Annotated in this window: 17 protein-coding genes; 10 read left to right on the plus strand and 7 right to left on the minus strand. The window is 69.8% G+C overall.

Annotated elements, in window-relative coordinates:
* The first annotated feature begins 30 nt into the window (after positions 1-30).
* From RZO50_RS02540 to RZO50_RS02560, 5 genes are read left to right on the plus strand one after another with little or no spacing between them, the layout of a single operon-like run.
* Positions 31-795 carry an SDR family NAD(P)-dependent oxidoreductase gene (locus RZO50_RS02540; RefSeq protein ID WP_194423112.1) on the plus strand — a complete coding sequence of 255 codons (765 nt, stop codon included), beginning with the start codon at positions 31-33 and terminating at the stop codon, positions 793-795.
* Positions 792-2,630: a heparinase II/III domain-containing protein gene (locus RZO50_RS02545; protein WP_322598129.1), complete on the plus strand. Its 1,839-nt coding sequence runs from the start codon at positions 792-794 to the stop codon at positions 2,628-2,630. The genes RZO50_RS02540 and RZO50_RS02545 overlap by 4 nt, the downstream gene beginning before the upstream one ends.
* Positions 2,627-4,597 carry a DUF4962 domain-containing protein gene (locus tag RZO50_RS02550; protein WP_322598130.1) on the plus strand — a complete coding sequence of 657 codons (1,971 nt, stop codon included), beginning with the start codon at positions 2,627-2,629 and terminating at the stop codon, positions 4,595-4,597. Before RZO50_RS02545 ends, RZO50_RS02550 begins: the two co-directional genes overlap by 4 nt.
* Positions 4,594-5,232, plus strand: a complete 639-nt coding sequence (locus RZO50_RS02555) for a YesL family protein (RefSeq protein WP_322598131.1) — start codon at positions 4,594-4,596, stop codon at positions 5,230-5,232. Before RZO50_RS02550 ends, RZO50_RS02555 begins: the two co-directional genes overlap by 4 nt.
* Complete coding sequence (locus RZO50_RS02560; RefSeq protein WP_322598132.1) at positions 5,233-6,405, plus strand: MFS transporter; 1,173 nt, start codon at positions 5,233-5,235, stop codon at positions 6,403-6,405. It abuts the gene before it with no gap.
* Positions 6,406-6,465: 60 nt separating this feature from the next.
* On the opposite strand, the gene RZO50_RS02565 is transcribed toward RZO50_RS02560, so the two are convergent.
* Both RZO50_RS02565 and RZO50_RS02570 read right to left on the minus strand, forming a co-directional pair.
* Entirely contained in the window at positions 6,466-10,458 is a 3,993-nt protein-coding gene (locus RZO50_RS02565) for an immunoglobulin-like domain-containing protein (RefSeq protein WP_322598133.1), read from the minus strand.
* 177 nt (positions 10,459-10,635) lie between these two features.
* Positions 10,636-11,349, minus strand: coding sequence for a trimeric intracellular cation channel family protein (locus RZO50_RS02570; RefSeq protein WP_322598134.1), 714 nt, complete (start codon positions 11,347-11,349; stop codon positions 10,636-10,638).
* A gap of 97 nt (positions 11,350-11,446) precedes the next feature.
* On the opposite strand from RZO50_RS02570, the gene RZO50_RS02575 reads away from it, so the two are divergent.
* Positions 11,447-11,758, plus strand: coding sequence for a DUF7882 family protein (locus RZO50_RS02575; protein WP_322598135.1), 312 nt, complete (start codon positions 11,447-11,449; stop codon positions 11,756-11,758).
* 9 nt (positions 11,759-11,767) lie between these two features.
* Here RZO50_RS02575 and RZO50_RS02580 read toward each other — a convergent pair whose 3' ends face one another.
* The 4 genes from RZO50_RS02580 to RZO50_RS02595 are packed head-to-tail and all read right to left on the minus strand — an operon-like array spanning position 11,768 to position 15,368.
* Positions 11,768-12,103, minus strand: a complete 336-nt coding sequence (locus RZO50_RS02580) for a DUF7882 family protein (protein ID WP_322598136.1) — start codon at positions 12,101-12,103, stop codon at positions 11,768-11,770.
* 18 nt (positions 12,104-12,121) lie between these two features.
* Positions 12,122-13,684 (minus strand): SLC13 family permease, encoded by a 1,563-nt coding sequence (locus RZO50_RS02585; protein ID WP_322598137.1) that lies wholly within the window; start codon positions 13,682-13,684, stop codon positions 12,122-12,124.
* Between the two features lie 16 nt (positions 13,685-13,700).
* Complete coding sequence (locus RZO50_RS02590) at positions 13,701-13,919, minus strand: three-helix bundle dimerization domain-containing protein (protein WP_322598138.1); 219 nt, start codon at positions 13,917-13,919, stop codon at positions 13,701-13,703.
* A 60-nt stretch (positions 13,920-13,979) separates the two neighbouring features.
* Entirely contained in the window at positions 13,980-15,368 is a 1,389-nt protein-coding gene (locus RZO50_RS02595; protein ID WP_322598139.1) for an arsenic transporter, read from the minus strand.
* 238 nt (positions 15,369-15,606) lie between these two features.
* On the opposite strand from RZO50_RS02595, the gene RZO50_RS02600 reads away from it, so the two are divergent.
* Complete coding sequence (locus RZO50_RS02600; RefSeq protein WP_322598140.1) at positions 15,607-16,821, plus strand: FUSC family protein; 1,215 nt, start codon at positions 15,607-15,609, stop codon at positions 16,819-16,821.
* Here RZO50_RS02600 and chrA read toward each other — a convergent pair.
* Positions 16,717-17,964 carry a chromate efflux transporter gene (gene chrA / locus RZO50_RS02605; protein WP_463605617.1) on the minus strand — a complete coding sequence of 416 codons (1,248 nt, stop codon included), beginning with the start codon at positions 17,962-17,964 and terminating at the stop codon, positions 16,717-16,719. The two genes, RZO50_RS02600 and chrA, sit on opposite strands and share 105 nt — an antisense overlap.
* Positions 17,965-18,006: 42 nt before the next feature.
* On the opposite strand from chrA, the gene RZO50_RS02610 reads away from it, so the two are divergent.
* Genes RZO50_RS02610 through RZO50_RS02620 form a run of 3 tightly spaced genes read left to right on the plus strand, consistent with a single transcriptional unit; the run spans position 18,007 to position 20,850 of the window.
* A complete protein-coding gene (locus tag RZO50_RS02610) occupies positions 18,007-18,813 on the plus strand; it encodes an alpha/beta fold hydrolase (RefSeq protein ID WP_322598141.1) in 807 nt (268 codons plus the stop codon).
* Positions 18,814-18,850: 37 nt separating this feature from the next.
* Positions 18,851-19,882, plus strand: a complete 1,032-nt coding sequence (locus RZO50_RS02615; RefSeq protein ID WP_416211511.1) for a formylglycine-generating enzyme family protein — start codon at positions 18,851-18,853, stop codon at positions 19,880-19,882.
* Entirely contained in the window at positions 19,879-20,850 is a 972-nt protein-coding gene (locus RZO50_RS02620; RefSeq protein ID WP_322598142.1) for an alpha/beta hydrolase, read from the plus strand. The genes RZO50_RS02615 and RZO50_RS02620 overlap by 4 nt, the downstream gene beginning before the upstream one ends.
* The last annotated feature ends 17 nt before the right edge of the window (positions 20,851-20,867 follow it).

The following is a 20,867-nucleotide window of genomic DNA, read 5'->3' on the forward strand; positions in this document are numbered from 1 at the left end:
TCTCCCCACCCGACAACGAACGGAACCAGAATGACCATCGACCTCACCGGCCGCCGCGCCATCGTCACGGGATCGGGCGCCGGCATCGGCGCCGCGATCGCGAAGACCCTCGCCGACGCGGGAGCCGACGTCGTCATCCACTACGCCAACAGCGAGGCCGGCGCCACCGCCGTGAGCGAGTCGATCGTGGCGGCCGGACGCCGCTCGATCGCGCTGCGTGCCGACCTCACCGACTCTTCGGCCGCCGACGCCTTCATCGGTGAAGCGGTCGAGTTCCTCGGCGGCCTCGACATCCTCGTCAACAACGCCGGGCACCTCGTCGGCCGCGCGCCGCTGGCCGAGACGACCGACGAGCGCTGGCACCAGATCATGGACGTCAACGCCACATCGGCCTTCTTCGCCACCCGCCCGGCTCTGCCGCACCTGACCGCGTCCGAGCACGGCCGCATCGTCATGATGAGCTCGCTCGCCTCTGAGAACGGCGGCGGGGCCGGTTCCGTCGTGTACGCGACATCGAAGGCCGCGACCATCGGTTTCACGCGCGCACTGGCCAAGGAGATCGCGTCGACCTCCGTCACGGTCAACGCCGTGGCACCCGGGTTCATCGGCGACACCCCGTTCCACGACACGTTCACCCCCGCCGAGGCCCAGAAGAACATCGTGTCGGGCATTCCTCTCGGTCGCGCCGGCACGCCGCAGGACGTCGCGGACGTCGCCCTCTTCCTCGCCTCCGACCTGTCGTCCTACGTCACCGGACAGGTGGTCGACATCAACGGAGGACTGAACTTCCGATGACCTCCACACCGATGCTCCCGGCGCCGGAGATCGGCGACACCCGACCGGTGTCGCCGACGGCTCCGGGAGCCACGGTGCCCGATCGACCGGGTGGATGGTGGCACGACTACGTCTGCCCGGTCCACGGCGTCGAACTCACTCAGCGCATCGGCGACACCCACCTCGGACCCTGCGGCTGCCGCCTGCGCGGCGAGAAGTACACCGGCGGATGGCTCGCCCTCGAGCACCAGGCGCAGTCTCGCCGCGCACGCGTGCTCGCACGCCGCTTCCGCGCCACCGGCGACACCGCGGACAGAGACGCGGCCATCGAGCTCGTCGAGTCCTACGCACGCGTGTACGTGCGCATCGCGGCGGACGGGTGGAGCGCGCAGAGCGAGTCGTGGATGCTGCGCGGCAAGCTGTTCGCCCAAGCACTGTCCGAGGCGCAATGGGCCGTCGGAATCGCCGACGCCGCCCTCGTCCTCGCCGGGGCGTGGACCCCCTCGTCGCACGTGCAGGAGATGTTCGGGCATCTCGCGGAGACCTTCGTCGACGCGCGTCGCACCCTCGTGGTCGACCGCGATGACCAACGAAACAACTACACCGCGTGGCTCGATGCCGCCTACCGGCTCGTGACCCTCGCCCAGACCACGTGGGACGACCACTGCTTCCCGGCGCCGATCGACGACGTCGCCTCGCATATGCGCATGGCCGTCATGCCGGACGGCTGGGAGTGGGAGGCGTCCACCTACTACCACGTGTTCGTCCTGCGCGGATACCTGCTGGCGCTGCGCGGCACCGACCCGGCTGCGCTTCCCGACGACGTCGTGGACACGCTGCGTCGCATGATCGACGTCCTCACGGTGATCGCGGCTCCGGACGGGTACCTGCCCGCGCTGCACGACGGCCCGTACGACCGCGTCCACATGCACCGAGAGGTGCTGGAGATCTGCGTCCTGGCGTCCGGGCTGTTCGCCGAGACCGGCCTCGACCGGATCGAGGACTGGGCCCGGGCCCGGCTGGGCGCGGGGCACGACGGCCTCGAAGACCTCCTCGACGGATGGTTCCGCGGCACTCCCGTGGCCGCACCCCCCGCACGGCGCGGCCCCCATCGCTTCGACGATGCCGGGTTCGTCGTCCTGACCGACGATGTCATCCACGCCGTGCTCGACGCCGGACCCCACGGGGGCGCCCACGGACACCTCGACAAACTCGGTCTCTACCTCTACGGGCGTGACGCTCGGTGGCAGCCCGCTCCCGGCGTGCCGCCGTACGCGAGCCCGCTCCGGCGAGGTCACTATGCGCGTACCGTCGCGCACCCGACCGTTCGTGTCGACGGCGAAGACCAGTGCGAGGCCACCGCGACGGTCACCGCCTGGGACGCGGCGTCCTGCACCGTCGTCGGCATGACCGAGGATGCCGTCCCCGGTGTCGTCCTGTCTCGCGCGGTCTCCCTGCGCGACGGTCTGCTCATCGACCTGGTCCGTGCACGGACGGCGGACGGCGCGTCGCGCGCGATCACGCTGGGCTTTCGTCCCGGCGTGCCGCTGACCGTGTCCATGGACGAGACGGTCGCCTCCAGCCAGTGGCGGGGAGAGGCGGCGACCCTCCACGGATCGCATGCCGCGTCCCTCGCAGAGGCCACGCTCGTGTCGCTCCCCGGTCGCGGCCCCTCCGACCGGCCGGCCGTCCCGGCGACGATCGCCGACTGGAGCGTCGAAGCCGCCGACGTGTCCTTCCTCTCCGTCTACCGCGCCGGCGCACCGGTGCGCCTGCGCGATGTCCGATTCACCGAAGCCGGTGCCGTCTTCCGCTGCGAAGGCGACCCCGACACCGATTACGAGGTTCGACTGTGACCCACCCCATCCTGCTCCACGGCCGCGAAGATGTGCTCCGAGGAGAGCTCGACTCGACCCGTCGCGCCGCCTTCCGACGACTGCTGGAGGAGTGCGAGCGCATGCGCACGATGGACCTCCCCCAAGAGCATCCACTCGCCTCCATCACCTACTTCGGCCCCGGCTCGGCGAACCTCGCGCTCGCCTACCGCCTGACCGGCCAGCAGCACTATCTCGACGAGCTCCGACGGTGGATCGCGCCACCGCTGTCCTTCCCCCATTGGGGCAAGGCGAACCTGCCCGATCACGACCTCGATGCGGGATGGATCCTGCACGGTCTGTCGCTGGCGTACAGCTGGGCCGGCGACGCGCTGGAGCCGCACGAGAAGGAAGCGGTCGAAGCCAAGCTGCTGCTGCAGGGGCGACGGCTGTACGACTTCGCGGTCGAGACCGAGGGAGGCTGGTGGTCGTCGTCGTACTGGCAGAACCACAACTGGATCTGCTACGCGGGGTTGGCGACCGCGGGCTACGCTCTCCAGGACCGATATCCGGAAGCGCGGGAATGGACCGAGCGGGCGAAGGAGAACTTCGCGCTGGTCCTGGACCACCTTCCCGACGACGGGTCCAACAACGAAGGTGTGGTGTATTGGCGCTACGGGGTGCCCTGGATCGCCAGCTACCTCGATGTGCTCCGCGACCAGGAGGACATCGACTGGTTCCAGCGAGGGAGCTATCTTCGGGAGACCTTCTGGTACCGGCTCTACCAGGCCGCGCCCGACCTCGAGCGAATCGTCGACCACGGCGACTGCCACGACCGTCGCAGCGGGCACCCGGTGGCGCTGTACCGGAAGCTCGCGGCCGAGTACCGGATCCCGCAGGCGCAGTGGTTGGCCGACCTCGTCGACGAGCGGTTCTACTGGCGCGAAGCGTACGAGAGCGGGGTCAAGCCGGGCGTCCGTCCGGAGGCCTACCAGGAACTCCTGTGGCTCGATCCCGAGGTCCGACCGGAGGGCCCGGAATCACTGCCGCCCCAACGCTTCTTCCCCGACCTCGGACTCGTCGTCGGACGCACCTCCTGGGACTCCGACGCGGCGATGGTCTCTTTCAAGGCCTCACCCGGGGGTGGCCACAAAGCATGGGAGTCATCGCACGCACAGCGCCGGGAGAACGGATGGGTGACCCTCAACGCCGGCCACCACCACCCCGACGCGGGCACATTCGTGTTCCTGGGCGAAGGGTCGTATCTCGCCGTCGACGAGGGATACTCGTCGCGCAAACGCACCGAGCACCACAATGCGATCCTCATCGACGGCAACGGCTTCGTGAATGAGGACCGGTACCACGTCTTCGAGAACCTCCCCTACGAGCACACCGCTGAGATCCTCACGACGACGCTCGAGGACGGCTTCACCCACGCGGTGAGCGAGTGCTCGGCCATGTACGACCCGTCCCTCGGTGTGCGTCGTGTCCGCCGTCACGTCGTCCTGACCCCGGGTGGCGCCCTGGTGGTCGCAGACGACCTCCGCGCGGATCGGGAACGCGAGTGGACCTGGCTGCTGCAGCTCGACAACGCGCCGCTGCCGCTCGGAGCCGACCGGTGGATCGGGGAGGCGGGACACGCCGTGATGCCGATCGCCGCACTGGACGACACCGCCGCACGGGCGGAGATCGTGCGGACCGGCGTACACGCGAACCCCACGTCCTCCACCCCGTCCCTGGCCATCGAGAAGGTGCAGCACACGCTTCGCCGGCACACACCGCGTGTGCGCGAGGCGCGTCTGGTCACCGTTCTCGAAGCGAGACGCTGGGACGACCGCACCCCCGCCGAGCTGAACCTGGCCCGTCACGACGAGGGCATCGTCGTGACCATCCGGCGCGGGCCGACGACCGAGACGGTCGCGCTGGGCTGGGAGGGGACGACTCCACCGATCCCCGGCGCCGTCGCGCAGGGAATCGGCTTCGCGGGGAGCAGAATCGACGCACGATGAGAGGTATCGACGGGCGGCCACGCAAAGCGCCACGCTGGGAGGGTCGGGCGCTCGGCGCGCTGATGTACCCGGCGAACGTGGTGGTCGGCGCGATCGCCGTCCTCATTCTGTCGGTGCCCGTGGTGACCATCCTGCCGGCGACCCTGGCCCTCAGCCGCGCCTATGCCGCATGGGTGCACGAGGGCGATGACGCCGTCTTCACGAACACGTTCCGCGAGTTCCGCGCCACGTGGCGGCGGAGCCTGCCCCTCGGCCTCGGCGCCACGGTGATCTTGGCGGTGCTGGTCGTGGACGGGGTGTTCCTGATCCGGGAACTCACCGCCGAGACACCCTCCATCGGCCTCTTGTTCGCCGCGGCGACCGTCCCGCTGGCCGTCGCGGCGGCGGTGTACTTCTTCGCCGTCGCCGCGGCAGGAGCCGCCGCTCCCGATGGATCCCGCCGGGATTGGCTCGCGCTCGGCGGACGGCTGATGCTGGCGATGCCCGGAAGGTCCCTCGCGGTGGCGGCGGTCGTGGTGGTGTGCGTCCTCGCGAGTACGCTCCTGCCGACGCTCGCGCCGTTCGTGCTGATCTCGGTGCCCGCCGTCACGGCGACGGGCCTGTGGCTCACGCTCGACACGACGGACCACCCCTAAGTGGGGGGCGATGCGGCAGGTCGTGCCGCTCTGCGCATCCTGTACGTCGACACGTTCACCATGGCGGTCGGGTTCTACATGCTGATCCCGCTGCTCGCCTTCCACTTCCTCGACGATGTCGGGCTCACCATCGCCGTGGTCGCCGCGCTGACGGCGGTGCGCACGGCGGCGCAGAACGGCACGATGCCGCTGGCCGGCTGGGTCGCCGATCGCATCGGATTCCGCAACGCGATCCTCATCGGCGTCCTCATCCGCGCGTCGGGGTTCGCCCTGTTGGGGGCCTCCGATCACGTCGCGATGCTGACGGTCGCCTCGCTGCTGACGGGACTCGGCGGGGCCCTGTTCCACCCGGCGAGTTACTCCGCCTACGCCGCGCTGGCCCCCGAAGGCGATCGGGTCCGCGTGTATGCGACGCGGGAAGTCATCAGCAACGTCGGTTTCATCGCGGGCCCCGCACTGGGCGGTGTGCTCGCGGGCGTCGACTTCGCCATCGTGAGCACGGGCTCGGCGGCCCTGTTCCTCGTGGCCTTCGTGGTGAGCTTCTTCGGGCTTCCCCGGGACGCCCGCGACCCCGACCGGGCTCCTCCGCGATTGCGCACGGCGTTCCTCGATATGGCCTTCCTCCGCTACTGCGCACTGGTGGCGGGCATGGGGGTGATGATCACGCAGTTCTATCTCGTGATCCCCTTCCGTGCGGACCAGCTCCTGCCAGGGTCGATCGGCGTCGGCGTCGTCTACAGCGGCGCAGCCGTGGTGATGGTCGTGACGATGCTCCCGCTGACGTCGTGGACGAACCGGACCTTCACACGGCCCGTGATCCTCGCCGGGGCCGCCGTGCTGCTCGGCGGCGGGATCGCCGTCATCGGGGCGGCACCGACCACACCCGTGATGCTCCTCGGCGTGGCGGTCTTCGTCATCGGTCAGATGCTCGCGCAACCGGTGATGAACGCCGTCGTGTCCGGATTCGCGCCGGACGGTTCGGTCGCGAGCTATTTCGGCGTGCAGGGGCTGGCCACCGCGATCGGCGCGGTCACGGGGAGCGCGATCGGCGGTGTCGTGTACTCGATCGCCGGCTCCGACCCGAGGACATGGGCATGGCTCTTCTTTCCCGTGTGGGGCGCCGTCGTCGCATCCGCCTTCGCCGTCGTCCGTCCCGGAAGCGCGCCCCGCTGAACCGGAAGCGCCGCCGCCCTCGCCGGAAGGGAGGACGGCGGCGCCGTGGGGGAACCGGTGTCAGCTGCGGAGATGCCGGCGCCGCATGATGACCAGCGCACCACCGCCGACCACCAGTGCCACCGCCAGGAGCAGCAGGCCGAGCGGGGCCGGTGAACCGGTGACGGCAAGGTCCGCGCCGTCAGCCCCGTCCGCTCCACCGCCGGCGGCGGTCGGGGCCATGACCGTGATCTCCGCGGAGACCGTCGCGCCCGACTCTGCCACCAGGACGATCTCGTGCGTTCCGGGTGCGGTCTCTGCCGGGATGGTCACGGTCGTCGCGAGCGCCCCTTCGGCGTCGGCGACGACGGATTCCAGGAGCACCGGCTCGGAGTGCAGCTCGACCCCGACGGCCTCACCGGCGACCAGGCCCCGAGCGGTCAGCCCGAGCGATCCGCCGGCCTCGACCGTGGTCGCTGACAGCGACAGCACCGGACCTGCCGGATCGGTCGGCGTGGGAGTCGGCGTGGGTTCCGCCTGTCCACCGACCTCGATGACCAGACCGTCGCCGGCCGCCACCGAGACGGTGACGATGCCGTCGTCGACGACACCGTCGACGACCTGTCCGTCGACGGTGACCTCTCCGTCGCCGGTGACCGGCAGGTGCACCTCACCCGTTCCGGTGGCGGTGTAGAGGTACCCGCCATCGGTGACCGTGAGCCACGCGGCCCCCGGCTCGTCGAGCGACACGCCGACTCCGCCATCGGTCAGATGGGTACCCGCGCCGAGGTATGCGCTGACGAACCCGTCTGCGTCCGACGTGTGCACGCCGTAGGACCCCGCGAAGGTCGCCTCCGCCGCCGGCTCGAGCACGTCGTCCACGGTGCTGGTGAAGACGCGGTCGACGCGGTCGTCCAGATCGTCACTTCTCACCTCGAGCCCCGTGAACCCGTCGGCCTCGCCGAAGCTGTCGACGGCGGTGATGCCCGCCTCGTCGGACCCGGTGGATTCGTAGACCGCGGCGAAGGGGGACGCCACGGCGTTGACGCCGTTCTGACGCACGATGACGGCTTCCGTCGGATCATCGAACGCGTTGACGCCGCGCGGTGTGAGGTTGTCGCGGATGGTGGTCGGCGGCGCCGTCACCGTGAAGATCTCACGCCCGGCGCCTCCGATCATCCACATGTCGGTCACGAGGTCGGCGCCGTCCGCGACGCCGTCGTCGATCGTCCAGCGCGCGCGCAGGTCGCCGTCGTGGGCGACCTTCTCCGGCTCGCTGAAGAACCGGTACGTCGGAACCGGTGACCCGAGGTCGTCCGCCGGCGCGGTGGCAAGGCCCGCCCCGGCTTCGTCGAACAGCTCGACACGATCACCCAGGCTGTGCCAGATGTAGTCGGAATCGTCCTGGTCGGCTCGGAAGACGTCGACGTAGAACCCCGTGGTCGGCGACGTGCGCACGATCGCGAGCTGACGTCGGTGGTCTTTCGCAGAGACATCCGCGAACGAGTTCCACGGCGACGTCGTGCCGGGAGCGACGAGGCTGTCTTCGGGAACGGCCGGGTCCATCCCGTTGACCGTGATCTCCCCGTGGTTGTAGCCCGGGACCACGGTGTTCGCCCCGGCCTCGTGCCGCGAGTAGGTGATGTCGCTCGACCAGTACGACTCGTAGGACTTCGCCTGCGGCGCCGTCGCCCACCCCTTGCCGTAGATCTGGGCGGCGAGTCCGTTCGCGGTGAGGTGCTGCTGACCGTTGTACCCCCCGTACAGCGTGGCCATGAGCGCCGTGTCCGGCCCCTGCCCGTTCCGCTGCACGAGGTGGCGGTGATGCTCCGAGTACGCCATCTGGCTGGGTCCGCTGCCTTCCACGGGGTCGACCAGCGGCGCCGCGTACATCAGGTCCAGGTACGACATCGTCGAGCGTTCGTAGAGCCCCGCGTCCATCGCGTTGTGGATCACCGTCGACACCGTGGCCGCGCCCGCCATGTCACCGACCTCCTGGTAGTACCAGTTCAACCGCTCGAAAGGCGCGTAGCTCGGCTGGCCGCCGCGTCCGTCGCCGAAGACCACCAGCGTGCCGCGGTCGTCGAGCCACGCGCCGACGGCGAGTGCTGCTTTCTCGAGCATCGGGTAGTCACCGATGGTGTCGATGCCGTTGTTGTAGATCGGGGCGGCGAAGTCCAGCAGCTCCTTCACCATGGCCGACGCGTATCCGGGAGACTCCGGCCACAGTCCGGTCGTCTGGTCGTACTCGAGCAGGATGTCCGGGAGCGCGTTGTGGTAGTTCGTCGACTCGGTGGTGTAGTAGTGCAGGTAGTGCTCGCGACCCTTGCCGTCGGCGTAGTAGTCGTTGGATTCGAGCGCGAGGATCGCGTCCAGGATGCACTTCCAGCCGTTGACGTTCCAGTTCGACTGCTTGGCACCTCGGACGAATCCGATGTCGATGAACCTCTTGAAGACCTCCCCGGAGACCTCCGTCAGGTCCTTGCCGATCACATCGAGATGCGGGTCGGGGTTGGCCAGCAGATAGTCGTACAGGTAGTCGTAGACGATCGCGGCCTGCCCGCCCATCGGATCGTGGATGACCTCGTAGTCGTAGTAGCCGAGGTTGCCACCGGGCTCGTAGCCGCCGGGGCCACCCATGGACTGCCCGGGATCCAGCGCCGGGTTCATGTAGTAGACGCCGAGAAGCCACTGCCAGTAGATGTCCGCGCCGAAGGCGGCGTACTTCTCTTCGCCGGTGACGTGGTGCAGGAAGGCGGCTTCCTCGGCGAGCCGGAGGATCTCCTCGTTGTTGAGACGGATCATGTGACCGGTTTCCTCGTAGGGCACGACGTCGCCGTTCTGGTTCCGCATCGAGCCGTCCGCACTGTAGGGGAGGCGCTCTTCGAGCGGGGCGTTCTTGTTGTCGTTCCAGATGCGCATCGCCGGGAAGCGCAGGGTCGGCACGGGGGCGTCGCCCTCGGCGTAGTCGAACCTCTGGTCGGCGATGTACACCTGCGTGTAGCGCTCGCCTTCCTCCCAGAACATCGCCATGCGGGACAGGATCCACTCGGGATCGGTCGCGTGACGCTCCGCGAGAGGCTCGATCCTCTCGACGATCGCGTCGAAGGAGTCGGCGGCCCAGTCCTCGTTCGCGACCAGGTCCTGCAGACGCGCGTCGGTCTCCGGCCCGGAGAGGATCTGCGGATGCGAGGTCTCGACCTCATACGTTCCGCGCACGATGACGTCCACCGTTGCGGTCTCGGTCGAGCCGCCGAAGGTGACCACGGCGGTGAGGGTGACGCGGGCGTCTTGCGCCCCCACGGGCCGGGTGACGCTGCCGTCGTCGGTGACCACCGACGGGTCGCTGCTGCTCCAGGTGATCTGCGAGCCGTACTCCCCTTCCGCCGGGAGGACGATGTCGGTGTACACGGGATTCTTCACCAGTGACGACAGAGAATCGGCGTCCGCGGTCACGACGGCCGCCTCCGTCATCGTCGAGATCGACAGCACCGGCCTCGTGCTCTCATCCGCCGCGCGGGAGGACCGGAACTCGGAGGCGTGCGACCCGGTCTGGTTCATGTGGAGGTCGAACGCGGTCTCGCCGGCATCGACAGCGGCCCGCACCCCGGCGACGACGTCGAGCGACACGTCGACCGGCGGAGTCGACACGTTCGCGTTCGGCACCCGCCCGCCGCCGATCTGCTCGCCGATCGGCGGCATGGTCTCGCGCGTCACCGAGGCGTCCCAGTCACCGAGGACGTCGCTGATCACGATCTCCCCGCCCGTGCCGTGGTACTTCGTCATCTCGAGCGTCGCCTCGGTCACGATCACCCCGTCGGGAAGGTCCCCGAGATCGAACCGCATCAGGGTTTCTCGGCCGCGGCCCGCGAGCAGAGACTCGGTGATCTGGGCGTCTCCTCCCTGGACGAAGAGGTCCTGGGTCGGCCCGATGTCGATCGTGGAGACCTCTGGGCCGGCGGCCTGCGCAGCTGCGGTCCCCGTCGTCGCCCCCACGGCGGTCACGGCCATCGCCGCCGCCATCGCAGCGGCGCACCATCTGATGGCGGGCCTCTCGAGCATCTTCAGCGTCATCGCTTCACTCCTTCTGCGGGCGGCATCGCCCGCGACGGAGCAAACATAGGATCGTCACAGCATCGAAGGCAAAGCGTTTTCCACATCTTTCCGCAGGCTTCCCCGAAGGAAGGGGTGAAACGTTGCAGAGTGGTGGGACCTCTGAAACAGACGGAAACGCGCCGTCGCCCCGCGCGGTCAGTCCGTGCCATCCGGGCGCGGCGGCGCCGTCGGGATCGGCTCGGTGGGCGGGGCGCCGTACCGGAAGGTCGGCACGCCCCACCCGAGGAAGAGGGTGCCGAGACGGATCGCGAGGATGATGACGATCGGCACCCAGAAGACGACGGCCTCGTCGAGATCGAATTCGAGGAGGATCACGTAGACACCGGCGCCGATGAGGGCGGCGGTCGCGTAGAACTGGCCGCTGCGGAACACGTCCGGTACGTCGTTGGCCAGCACGTCCCGGATGATGCCCCCGCCCACGCCGGAGATGACGCCGATGATCGCCGCCGCGACGCTGTCGGCGCCGGCGGCGATCGCGACGTTGGTGCCGACCACCACGAACAGCGCCATGCCCGCGGCATCGCTGACCTGGACGATCTGGTAGCGGTGCAGCAGGTCCAGCGCGCGTGTGCGGGTGAGGGGAACGACGATCAGGGCGGTCACCGCGCCGACGAGCAGGAACGTCGGGTTGTCCACCCAGAAGACGGGGAGCTCCCCGAGGAGCAGGTCGCGCATCGTCCCGCCGCCGACCGCGACGATGCAGGCGAGGACGACGACACCGACGAGGTCCATCTTCTTACGTCCCGCCGCCACCGCCCCGGAGATGGCGAAGGCGACCGACCCGGTGTACTCCATCATCACCTGGATGACACCGAGCGCCGAGGAGATCGGGTCACCGTCCACGGTCATGTCTCCACTGTGGCGCACCGACCCCGCCGAGCGCGACGGCTCACCGGAGCATCACTCGAGTGCCGCCCCGGAAGCGATGCGGCGTAGGGTGTGGGACATGGGCACTATCTACTACGGCGGATCCGCCACCCCCATCCACATCGAAGACCGTGCCCTGGCACACCTGAAGGTCGTCATCGCGACGAAGTTGCGCCGCAACGAGAGCTTCACCGTCTCCTGGCAGCATCCGGCAGGAGAGCCGGAAGGACGCAGCACACTGTGGTTGCACCCGTCGATCCCGTTGCGGTTCGTCTTCGATGCACCCGAGCCGCCGGAGCTGAGCCGTCAGTGGATCGAGGATCTCGCGAACTCGGCGAACTCGTCCGGCGGGATCCAGATGATCACCGAGGAAGTGACCGTTTCGGACTGATCCCGCCGGTCAGGCCCGCGGCGGGTTCGCGTCGGTGATCGGAGCCTCGTCCTCGGGAGGCTCCGGCACGATCCACAGACCGTTCGGACCGCTGGCGGTCTGCATGAGCTCCTCGATCCACACGCGGTTGATGCGCGGCTGGCGGCTGCCGAAGAAGTGGAACTGCATCGCCACCGCCGGATGCATCCAGAAGCTGCGACGCCCACTGCCGTCGCCGACCTCGACGTCGAACATGAACGACTCCGCGCGGCGCAGCTTGTTCATCACGACGATGCGCAGATGCGCGAGAACGCGATCCTCGATATCGACGGAGTTCGAGGAGTTGTCGTAGATGAAGCGACCCATGCCCGCGAGCCTACCCGCTCAGAAGGGCCACACGAGCGGCACGTACAGCACCGCGAAGGCGATGAACAGCGCCGACAGGGGCAGCCCGAGGCGCCAGTAGTCGCCGAACCGGTAACCGCCCGGCTCCATCACCATGAGGTTCGCCGGCGTCGCGATCGGCGTGAGGAAGGCCGCGGCGCCGGCGACGGTGAGCGCCATCATGAACGGCATGACCGACAGGTCCAGTGTCGCGGCGATCGACACGGCAATGGGCGCGACGATGAGCACCGTCGCGGCGTTGCTGATGAGCTGACCGAGCACGAGGGTCAGCAGGCAGAGGGCGAGCAGGACCACGTGCGCACTCGCCCCGCTCATCGCCGCCAGCACCCACCCGGCCACCAGGTCTGCGGTGCCGGTCTGGATGAAGGCGGTCGACAGCGGGATCATCCCGGCGATGAGCACGATCGTCGTCCAGGAGATGGACTGGAACGCCTGGGGCACGCTGATCGCGCGGGAGAGGATCAGCGCGACCGCCGCGAGCAGGGCCGCCGCGGCCGCGGGCACGACGCCCGTGGCCAGGAGCACCACCATGACCGCGAGGACCGCGACGGCGCGTTTGGCCCCGCGTCCGAGGGGCACCGAACGGCGCAGCTGCGCGGGAGCATCGACCGGCAGCATCCCACCCGACGCGGCCCGCACGGTCAGGGCGTCCCACGTCCCCTGCAGCAGCAGCGCATCCCCCGCCTGCACGACGATGTCACCGGCCTTGAGGATCTGCTCGCCGCGGCGTGCGGCCAGGACGATCAGCTCGCCGTCCGGCGTGGTCATCCCCGGGGCGACGGTCGTGCCGATGAGCGGCGAGCGCGGTGCGATGACGACCTCGGTGACCCCCGATGCGGGCCCGAGCAGCGTGCCGGTGTCGAGCGTGACGTCGTACTGCTCGCGGAGCACGCGGGCGTGCTGGGCGAGATCGGTCGGGAGGCGCACCGCCTCACGGACGGGAAGGAGCGGTTTCCCGAGCAGGACGACGACGGCGACGGAGGCGAGGACCAGCGGGATCCCGACCAGCGCGAATTCGAAGTACCCGAAGGCGCGCCCGCCGTTCTGGGCGGCGACATCCGAGACGATGATGTTCACGGGGGTGCCGGTCAGGGCCAACAACGACCCGGCACTGGCGAGGAAGGCCAGCGGCATCAGGAGCTGAGAAGGCGGCATCCCCGCACGTGCGGCGACCACCACGACCAAGGGCACGAGGGCCGCGACGGCTCCGTTGATGCTGATGAGGGCCGACGCGATCGCGACCACGAAGCCGATCGCCACGATCAGGCGCACGCGACCGGTTCCGGCGCGCGTGATCACCTGCTTGCCCGCCCATGCGGTCACCCCGGTCGCATCCAGCGCCTCGCTGACCACGAACAACCCCGCGATGAAGAGCACCGTCGGATCACCGAACCCCGCGAGCGCCTCGGGCAGTGTGAGCACGCCGGTGAAGAACAGCAGCAGCGAGACGCCCACGGCGATCACGGCGATCGGCACGCGGTTGCTCACGAACGCGACGACCGCCAGCGCGAGGATGGTCAGTGTGGCGACGACGGGGTCCACGCGGCCAGCGTATCGATCAGACCGCGTCGATGGGCTCGGTCGCCAGCCGTTCTTTCACCCGTCGCTCGACGAGCACCGGCACGAAGGCTCGCACGCGGGCGCCATCGAGCTGTGCGAGCTCGTCGGCGGCGAGTTCGCGGAGGTGCACCTCGTCGACGAACGGGTACGTCTCGGCCAAGCGCTCGATGACGTAGTGGAGCGCTTCGTACTCTGATTCCGGGTTCAGCCGGCTCATGGCACGATCATCCTCCGCCCCGGCGTGGTCGTCCAGGGTGATCGCGAGGCCGCGACGGCGTCAGCGGATGAGCGTGAGCCAGCCTGCCAGCGCGAGGAGGGTGACGAACAGCACCGGCAACGTCAGGACGATACCCGTTCGGAAGTACCGACCCCATCCGATGTGGATTCCCTTGCGGTCGAGGACGTGCAGCCACAGCAGGGTGGCGAGCGAGCCGATGGGGGTGATCTTCGGTCCGATGTCCGAACCGATCACGTTGGCGTAGATCATCACCTCCTGCGTGAGTCCGGTCGCGCTGGCACCGGTGATGGCCAGCGCGGCGATGAGCACCGTCGGCATGTTGTTCATGATCGACGCGAGGATCGCGATCACGAAGCCGACACCCAGCGCCGTGGCCACCACGCCGTGCCCGCCGAAGAAGTCGAAGACCTCCGACAGATAGTCGGTCAGGCCCTGATTGCGCAACCCGTAGACCACGAGGTACATGCCGATGGAGAACAGCACGATCTGCCACGGCGCTTCGCGGATCGTCCGCGCGACCGGAATCACCGGTTCGGCTGCCGGGCGTCGTTCGCCGTGCACGTCTCCTGATCCGCCGACGGCGACCGCTCGAGCACCGACACGCGCGAACGCGAAGCGCGGGCGACGCGCGGCGATGAGAACCATGGCGACTGCGCCGAGTCCCGCGACCAGGGCGAGCGGCACTCCCAAGGGGTCGGCCACGAAGTACCCCACCAGCAGAACGGCCAGCACGATCCATCCGGCGCGGAACGTGACGCCGTCGCGGACCGCGCTCGCGGGGGCCTGCAGCGCCGAAAGGTCGTAGGTCCGGGGGATCGAGCGGCGGAAGTAGAGGTAGAGCACGCCGAGGGACGCGAGCACCGCGACGATGCCCACCGGCACCATCACCACCGCGTACTCGGCGAACCCGATGTCGAAGTAGTCCGCGGAGACGATGTTGACGAGGTTGGAGACGACCAGCGGGAGGCTGCCCGTGTCGGCGATGAACCCCGTGGCCAGGATGAAGCCGAGGGCCGCCTTCGCGTCGATCTTGAGCGCCCGCAGCATGCCGACGACGATCGGGGTGAGGATGAGCGCCGCACCGTCGTTGGCGAACACGGCCGCAACCGCCGCGCCCAGCCCGACGATCAAGACGAACAGCAACCGACCGTTGCCCCGGCCCCAGCGCGCGACGTGGAGCGCCGCCCACTCGAAGAATCCTGCTTCATCGAGAATGAGGGAGATCAGCACGATCGCGACGAACGTGAGGGTCGCGTTCCAGACGATGTCGACGACGGTGAACACGTCACTGACGGCGACGACCGTCGTCACCAGCGCCAGCAACGCCCCGATCAGCGCGGTGTACCCGATCGGGAACCCCTTGGGCTGCCAGATCACCACCACGAGAGTGGCGATGAAGATGACGGCTGCGACGATCGTGAGGATCACGACAGGTCGTCCGAGACCTCAGCCCGGCGTGCCGGCAGTGGGCGTTGCGACGAGATCAGGGCGTCGGACATGGAGACCTCTCCGGGGGGTACGCGGCGTCGTGCACGGAACATAGACATCCATAAATATAGATGATGATCTAACGGTAGCATCTCCCCGCCGTTCTCGGATCTAGCGCATCCGCGCTCGCCGCGCGCGGGGTTGACCGCGCCCGCGCCCTGGTCGCGAGACTGGTGGCATGGCACACGTGCGGGCGAACCTGCGAGACTGGCGAGACACCGCGTTCAATCGACACCGGATGCTGCTGGCAGCCAAGACGGCGGTCGCAGCGGCGATCGCCTGGGCCATCGTGCCACTGCTGCCGTTCGTGAACAACGAGTACTCGTACTACGCGCCGTTCGGCGTGCTGGTCGTCATGTACCCGACGGTTGCGGCCACAGCGCGCACGGGCGGGCAGACGCTGCTGGGTCTTGCGATCGGGATCGGTCTCGGAGTCGGCGCGCTGGGCGCGACGGAAGCCTTCGACATCCCCCCGGTCATCCCGCTGGCGACCGTGGTGGCCATCGGTGTCCTCCTCGGGGGCATCCGCCACCTGGGGGCCGGGCGCGACATCCTCGCGGTGGCGGCCGTCTTCGTCCTGCTGCTGGCCGGCCAGGCGGGAGCCGATGACTACCCGCTGTCGTACCTCGTGACCATGGGCGTCGGCGTCGTCGTCGGGCTCGCCGTCAACCTCATCGTCGTACCGCCCCTGTACTTCCAGTGGGCCGGGGGAAAGCTCTCCACCCTCCGCGACACCGCCGGGAACTTCCTCGAGACCCTCGCCGACCACGTCGAAGAGCCGGACCCGGCGCAGGTGGATGCCGCCCTGTCGCACCTTGACGCGATGATCGACGAAGTGCGCCGCGAGGTGACCGAGGCCGAGGACTCCGCGCGGGCCAATCCGCGCGGCCGCCGCCATCAGCGCGAAAGGGAGGAGAACGCGCAGCGACTGCAGTCGATGGAACTCACCGTCGCCGCCACGCGCGATCTCGCCGAGGTCGTCGCCGGGCGCCATCCGGCCGCGCTGCAGGCGATGAGCGACGAGACGAAGAGCTGCTTCGCCGAGGCCATCCGCGCCTGTGCCACGCTCACGAACACGGCGATCGACGACGAGCGCCTCGACGAGCGTGTCGGCGAGGCGAGCCGGGCGCTCGAACGCTACCTGGGCACCCTCCCGACGACGACCGTGTCGAGCTCGACCAAAGCCCAACGGATCGAACCGGCGATCTTCCTGCGGCGCCTCATCGACGCATCGACGCCGTTCGCCTCGGATAGCCCCTCGAGCGGCGGCGATCGCGCACCGAGTCGGTCAGATGAGGGCGATCACCACGCCGCCGGTCGCCCCGATGAGGACGACGATCCACGGCGGCACCCGGAACGCGGTGAGGAGCGCGAAGCACACCAGCGCGAGTGAGAACGACGCCGGACCGAGAACCGCCGAGGTGAAGACGGGGTCGTAGAGCGCAGCCGCCAGGATGCCGACGACAGCGGCGTTCGCACCCGCCATCGCGGCACGCGCCCCCGAACGGCGGCGGAACCCGTTCCAGAACGGGAGCACCCCGGTCAGCAGCAACAAGCCCGGGAGGAAGACCGCGAGGAGGGCGATCACGCCGCCGGCGACACCGCCGGGCCCCACCGTCGAAACCGCACCGAGGTAGGCCGCGAACGTGAAGAGGGGCCCCGGCATCGCTTGGGCGACGCCGTAGCCGGCGAGGAACTCGCCCGCATCGACCCAGCCGGGAGCGACGACCTCGGCTTCGAGGAGGGGCAGCACGACGTGCCCGCCGCCGAAGACGAGCGCGCCCGCACGGTAGAAGGCGTCGATGAGGCCCGCCACCCCGGAGCCGGTCGTCGCCGCGAGCAGCGGCAGGCCGACCAGGAACCCGACGAACAGGCTCAGACAGAGGACGCCGACCACGCGCGGGACGGGGAAGGACAGCCCAGGCCCGGTGTCGGCGACCGCCGAGCGGCACAGCCACAACCCCAGAAGCGCTCCGGCGACGATCGCCCCGATCTGAGCGACCGACCCGCTGACGAGCACGACGAGCACGGCGGCACCGACCGCGATGCCGGCCCGCTGCCGGTCGGGGGCGAGAGTCCTCGCCATCCCCCATACCGCCTGGGCGACCACGGCGACCGCGACGACCTTCAACCCCTCGAGGATGCCGACACCGACCGGGCCGACGATCGCGGATCCGATGAGCGCGAAAGCGATCATGAGGGCCGCCGAGGGCAGGGTGAACGCGATGAAGGCGGCGAGCGCCCCGCCGGCACCGGCGCGGAGCATCCCGAGCCCGAAACCGACCTGGCTGGAGGCCGGACCGGGCAGGAACTGCGAGAGGGCGACGAGGTCGGCGTATTCGCGGTCGTCGATCCAGCGCCGCCGCGTGACGAGTTCGTCCCGGAAGTAGCCGAGGTGCGCCACCGGTCCGCCGAAGCTCGTCACGCCGAGCTTCAGAAAGGAGAGAAAGACCTCGCCGATCGTCCCGCGTGACACGGCGGCGGTTGTGGCGGGCGGCGGGTCGGGCGGGCCTGTCAACGGCGCATCGGACGACACGCTCACACGCTACCGTGGCCGGGGAGAGGAAGGTGGTCCCCGTTGTCCGGACGTCTCGTTCACCTGCCCAGCGGCCGCTCGCTCGGCGTCACCGGCTTCGGCGACCCGGTCGCCCGCCGTGTCGTCCTGCTGTGCCACCCGTCGCCCGGAACGGGCGGCTTCGACCCCGACCCGACGGTCACGTCGCAGTGGGGCGCCCGGCTGGTCGCGCTCGATCGTCCCGGTTACGGCGCCTCCGAACCGTGGCGGTCCCCGGATCGCGCCTCGTTCACCGCACATGCCGACGACCTCGCCCAGCACCTGTCGCGCATCGAGGCCGGCTCCGAACGCCTTGACGGCGCCGACATCGGGTCGGTCGGCGTCGTCGGCTGGGGCCTCGGCGGGTACGCCGCGCTCGCCCTGGCCGCGCGGCACCCGCACCTCGTGGACCGTCTCGCGCTCGTCGACACCCCCTCACCCGAGTCGGCACGCCGCGCCGAGGTACCGTCGGCGCCGTTCTCGTTCGCCGACATCGGCTTCGCGCCTCGGGAGCCCGCCTACGGCGAGACCGCGGCGGGACGCCGCCTCGGCCGAATGCTCGCGGCTGCCGCCACACAGGGCGATGCCGGGGTCCGCGGCGACCGTGAGGCACTCGAGGACGACCTCTGGTGGCGGTCGCTGCGCGACGTCGAAGCCGACACGCTGCTGGTATACGGCGACGAGCATCCGACGGTGAGCGCGCACCTCGACGGCCGCCGCCTGCGACGCCGCATCCCCGGCTCGCGCGTGGTCCGGGTCGCCCGCGGAACCGGCCTGTCGATCTCGACGCATTGGCCGAGCATCCTGAACCACGTCGCCCCCCGCCCCTGACGCGCGCCCCGCGGCGCCCGTCGGTAGGATCTCGAGGGTGGAGCCTCAGGACGACGACGCGAGCGCAGAAGCCGGTGGCGACGCGAATGCCGGTCAGGGCTCGTGCGGGCCGGGATGCACGTGTGCGCCGGGCAGGGCCGGTTTCGTCACGCTCGAGACCACGCGCCCGGGCTCCCCGGCCGGGTCGCTCGACGCATCCGGCATCCACATGATCGAACAGGCACTCATCCCCGCCGGCGTCTTCGCCATGGGAGATTCCTCCGGAGACCGCAACCCGGGCGACGGTGAGGTACCGGTGCACGAGGTCGCCCTGGACGCGTTCTCGATCGACGCCACCAGCGTGACCAACGACGACTTCGCCCGATTCGTCGACGCGACCGGCTACGCGACGGAGGCCGAGACCTTCGGCTTCTCGGCCGTCTTCCACCTGGCCCTGGCCGCACCCGACGGCGACGTCATGGGGCGCGCATCCGGGACTCCCTGGTGGCTCGGCGTCAAGGGCGCCGACTGGCGGCACCCGGGTGGGCGAGACAGCTCGATCGACGCCCTCGGCGATCACCCGGTCGTCCATGTGTCGTACAACGATGCGCTTGAATACTGCCAGTGGGCGGGGCGGCGTCTGCCGACCGAGGCGGAGTGGGAGTACGCCTCGCGCGGCGGCCTCGAGCGCGCGAAGTACCCGTGGGGCGATGAGGAGCCCGATACCGGCGGCGCGTGGCGCACGAACATCTGGCAGGGTGTCTTCCCGCGCGAGAACACGCTCGAGGACGGATACCTCACCACTGCCCCGGTGCGCACCTTCGCTCCCAACGGATACGGCCTGTGGCAGACCGTCGGGAACGTGTGGGAGTGGTGCGCGGACTGGTGGGATCCGGGATACTACGCCGCGTCACCCGCCGCCGATCCCCGCGGTCCGTCCCGGGGTGAGGTCCGCGTCCTTCGCGGGGGCAGCTTCCTCTGCCACCTCTCCTACTGCAACCGCTACCGCAACTCCGCGCGATCGCAGAACACCCCCGACTCCTCGATGGGCAACGCCGGGTTCCGCACCGTCGGGCCGGTCGCGGAGTGAACCCGCCTTCCGACCGGACCGCGCCCGCGGACGGGGCCGCCCGGCGCCGGGACGTGCTCTCGTGGATCGCCGCCTGCGTCGCAGTCGTCGCCCTGGGGGCGGTGGCGTGGGCGTGCCTGACCGCGTGGGAGGCGATCGTCCACGGCCACCCGGCCTACGCCGTGCTTCTCGGCCTGACAGCCCTGCTCGCCGCCGCGGGAATCGCGGTCGCGCTCCGCGGCGCGCGCCCCCGGACCGCGCTGCGCCTGACCGCTCGCATCGCGCTCGTGATCGCCGCGTCGAGCGGGATCGCCGTCGTGGCCTGGCTGCGGCCCTACCCCGCGGTCGAGCCCGCGCTCGCGGCGATGCACTCCGATGACCGCGTCACGGTGACCGAGTCGGCCGACCGGATCGTCTTCTCCCCGACCGGCGAGCCGTTCGCCACCGCGGTCTTCTTCCAGCCCGGCGCGCTGGTGGATGCGCGCGCGTACGCCGCCGTCCTGCGCCCGCTCGCCGAAGCCGGGCACCCGGTGGTGATCGCGAAGCAGCCCCTGGGGATCGCCTTCCTCGCCACCGGCGCCTTCGACGCGGCCCGCAGCGTGCTGCCGGATGCCTCCGCGTGGGTGGTCGGCGGTCACTCGCTCGGCGGCACGGTCGCCTCCTTGCAGGCCGATCAGGCCGATCAGGTCGCCGGACTGCTCCTGTACGCGTCGTATCCGGCCAGCGACATCCGTGAGAGCCTCACCGCCGACGTCCTGTCGATCTCGGGCACCGAGGACGGCCTGGCCACGCCGGAGAAGATCACCGCGTCCGCTGCGACGCTCCCCGCCGATGCGGAGTTCCTCGTCCTCGAGGGCGTCTCACACGCCCAGTTCGGGGCATATGGCCCGCAACCCGGTGACGGCGTTCCGCAGGTGTCGGATGAGACCGCGCGAACCTGGATCTCGGACGCGAGCGTGATGTTCGTCGACGATGCCGGAGCCGACTGACCCCTCTGGGGAATGAA

This window comes from Microbacterium xanthum (assembly GCF_034531355.1).
Classification (GTDB): Bacteria; Actinomycetota; Actinomycetes; order Actinomycetales; family Microbacteriaceae; genus Microbacterium; species Microbacterium xanthum.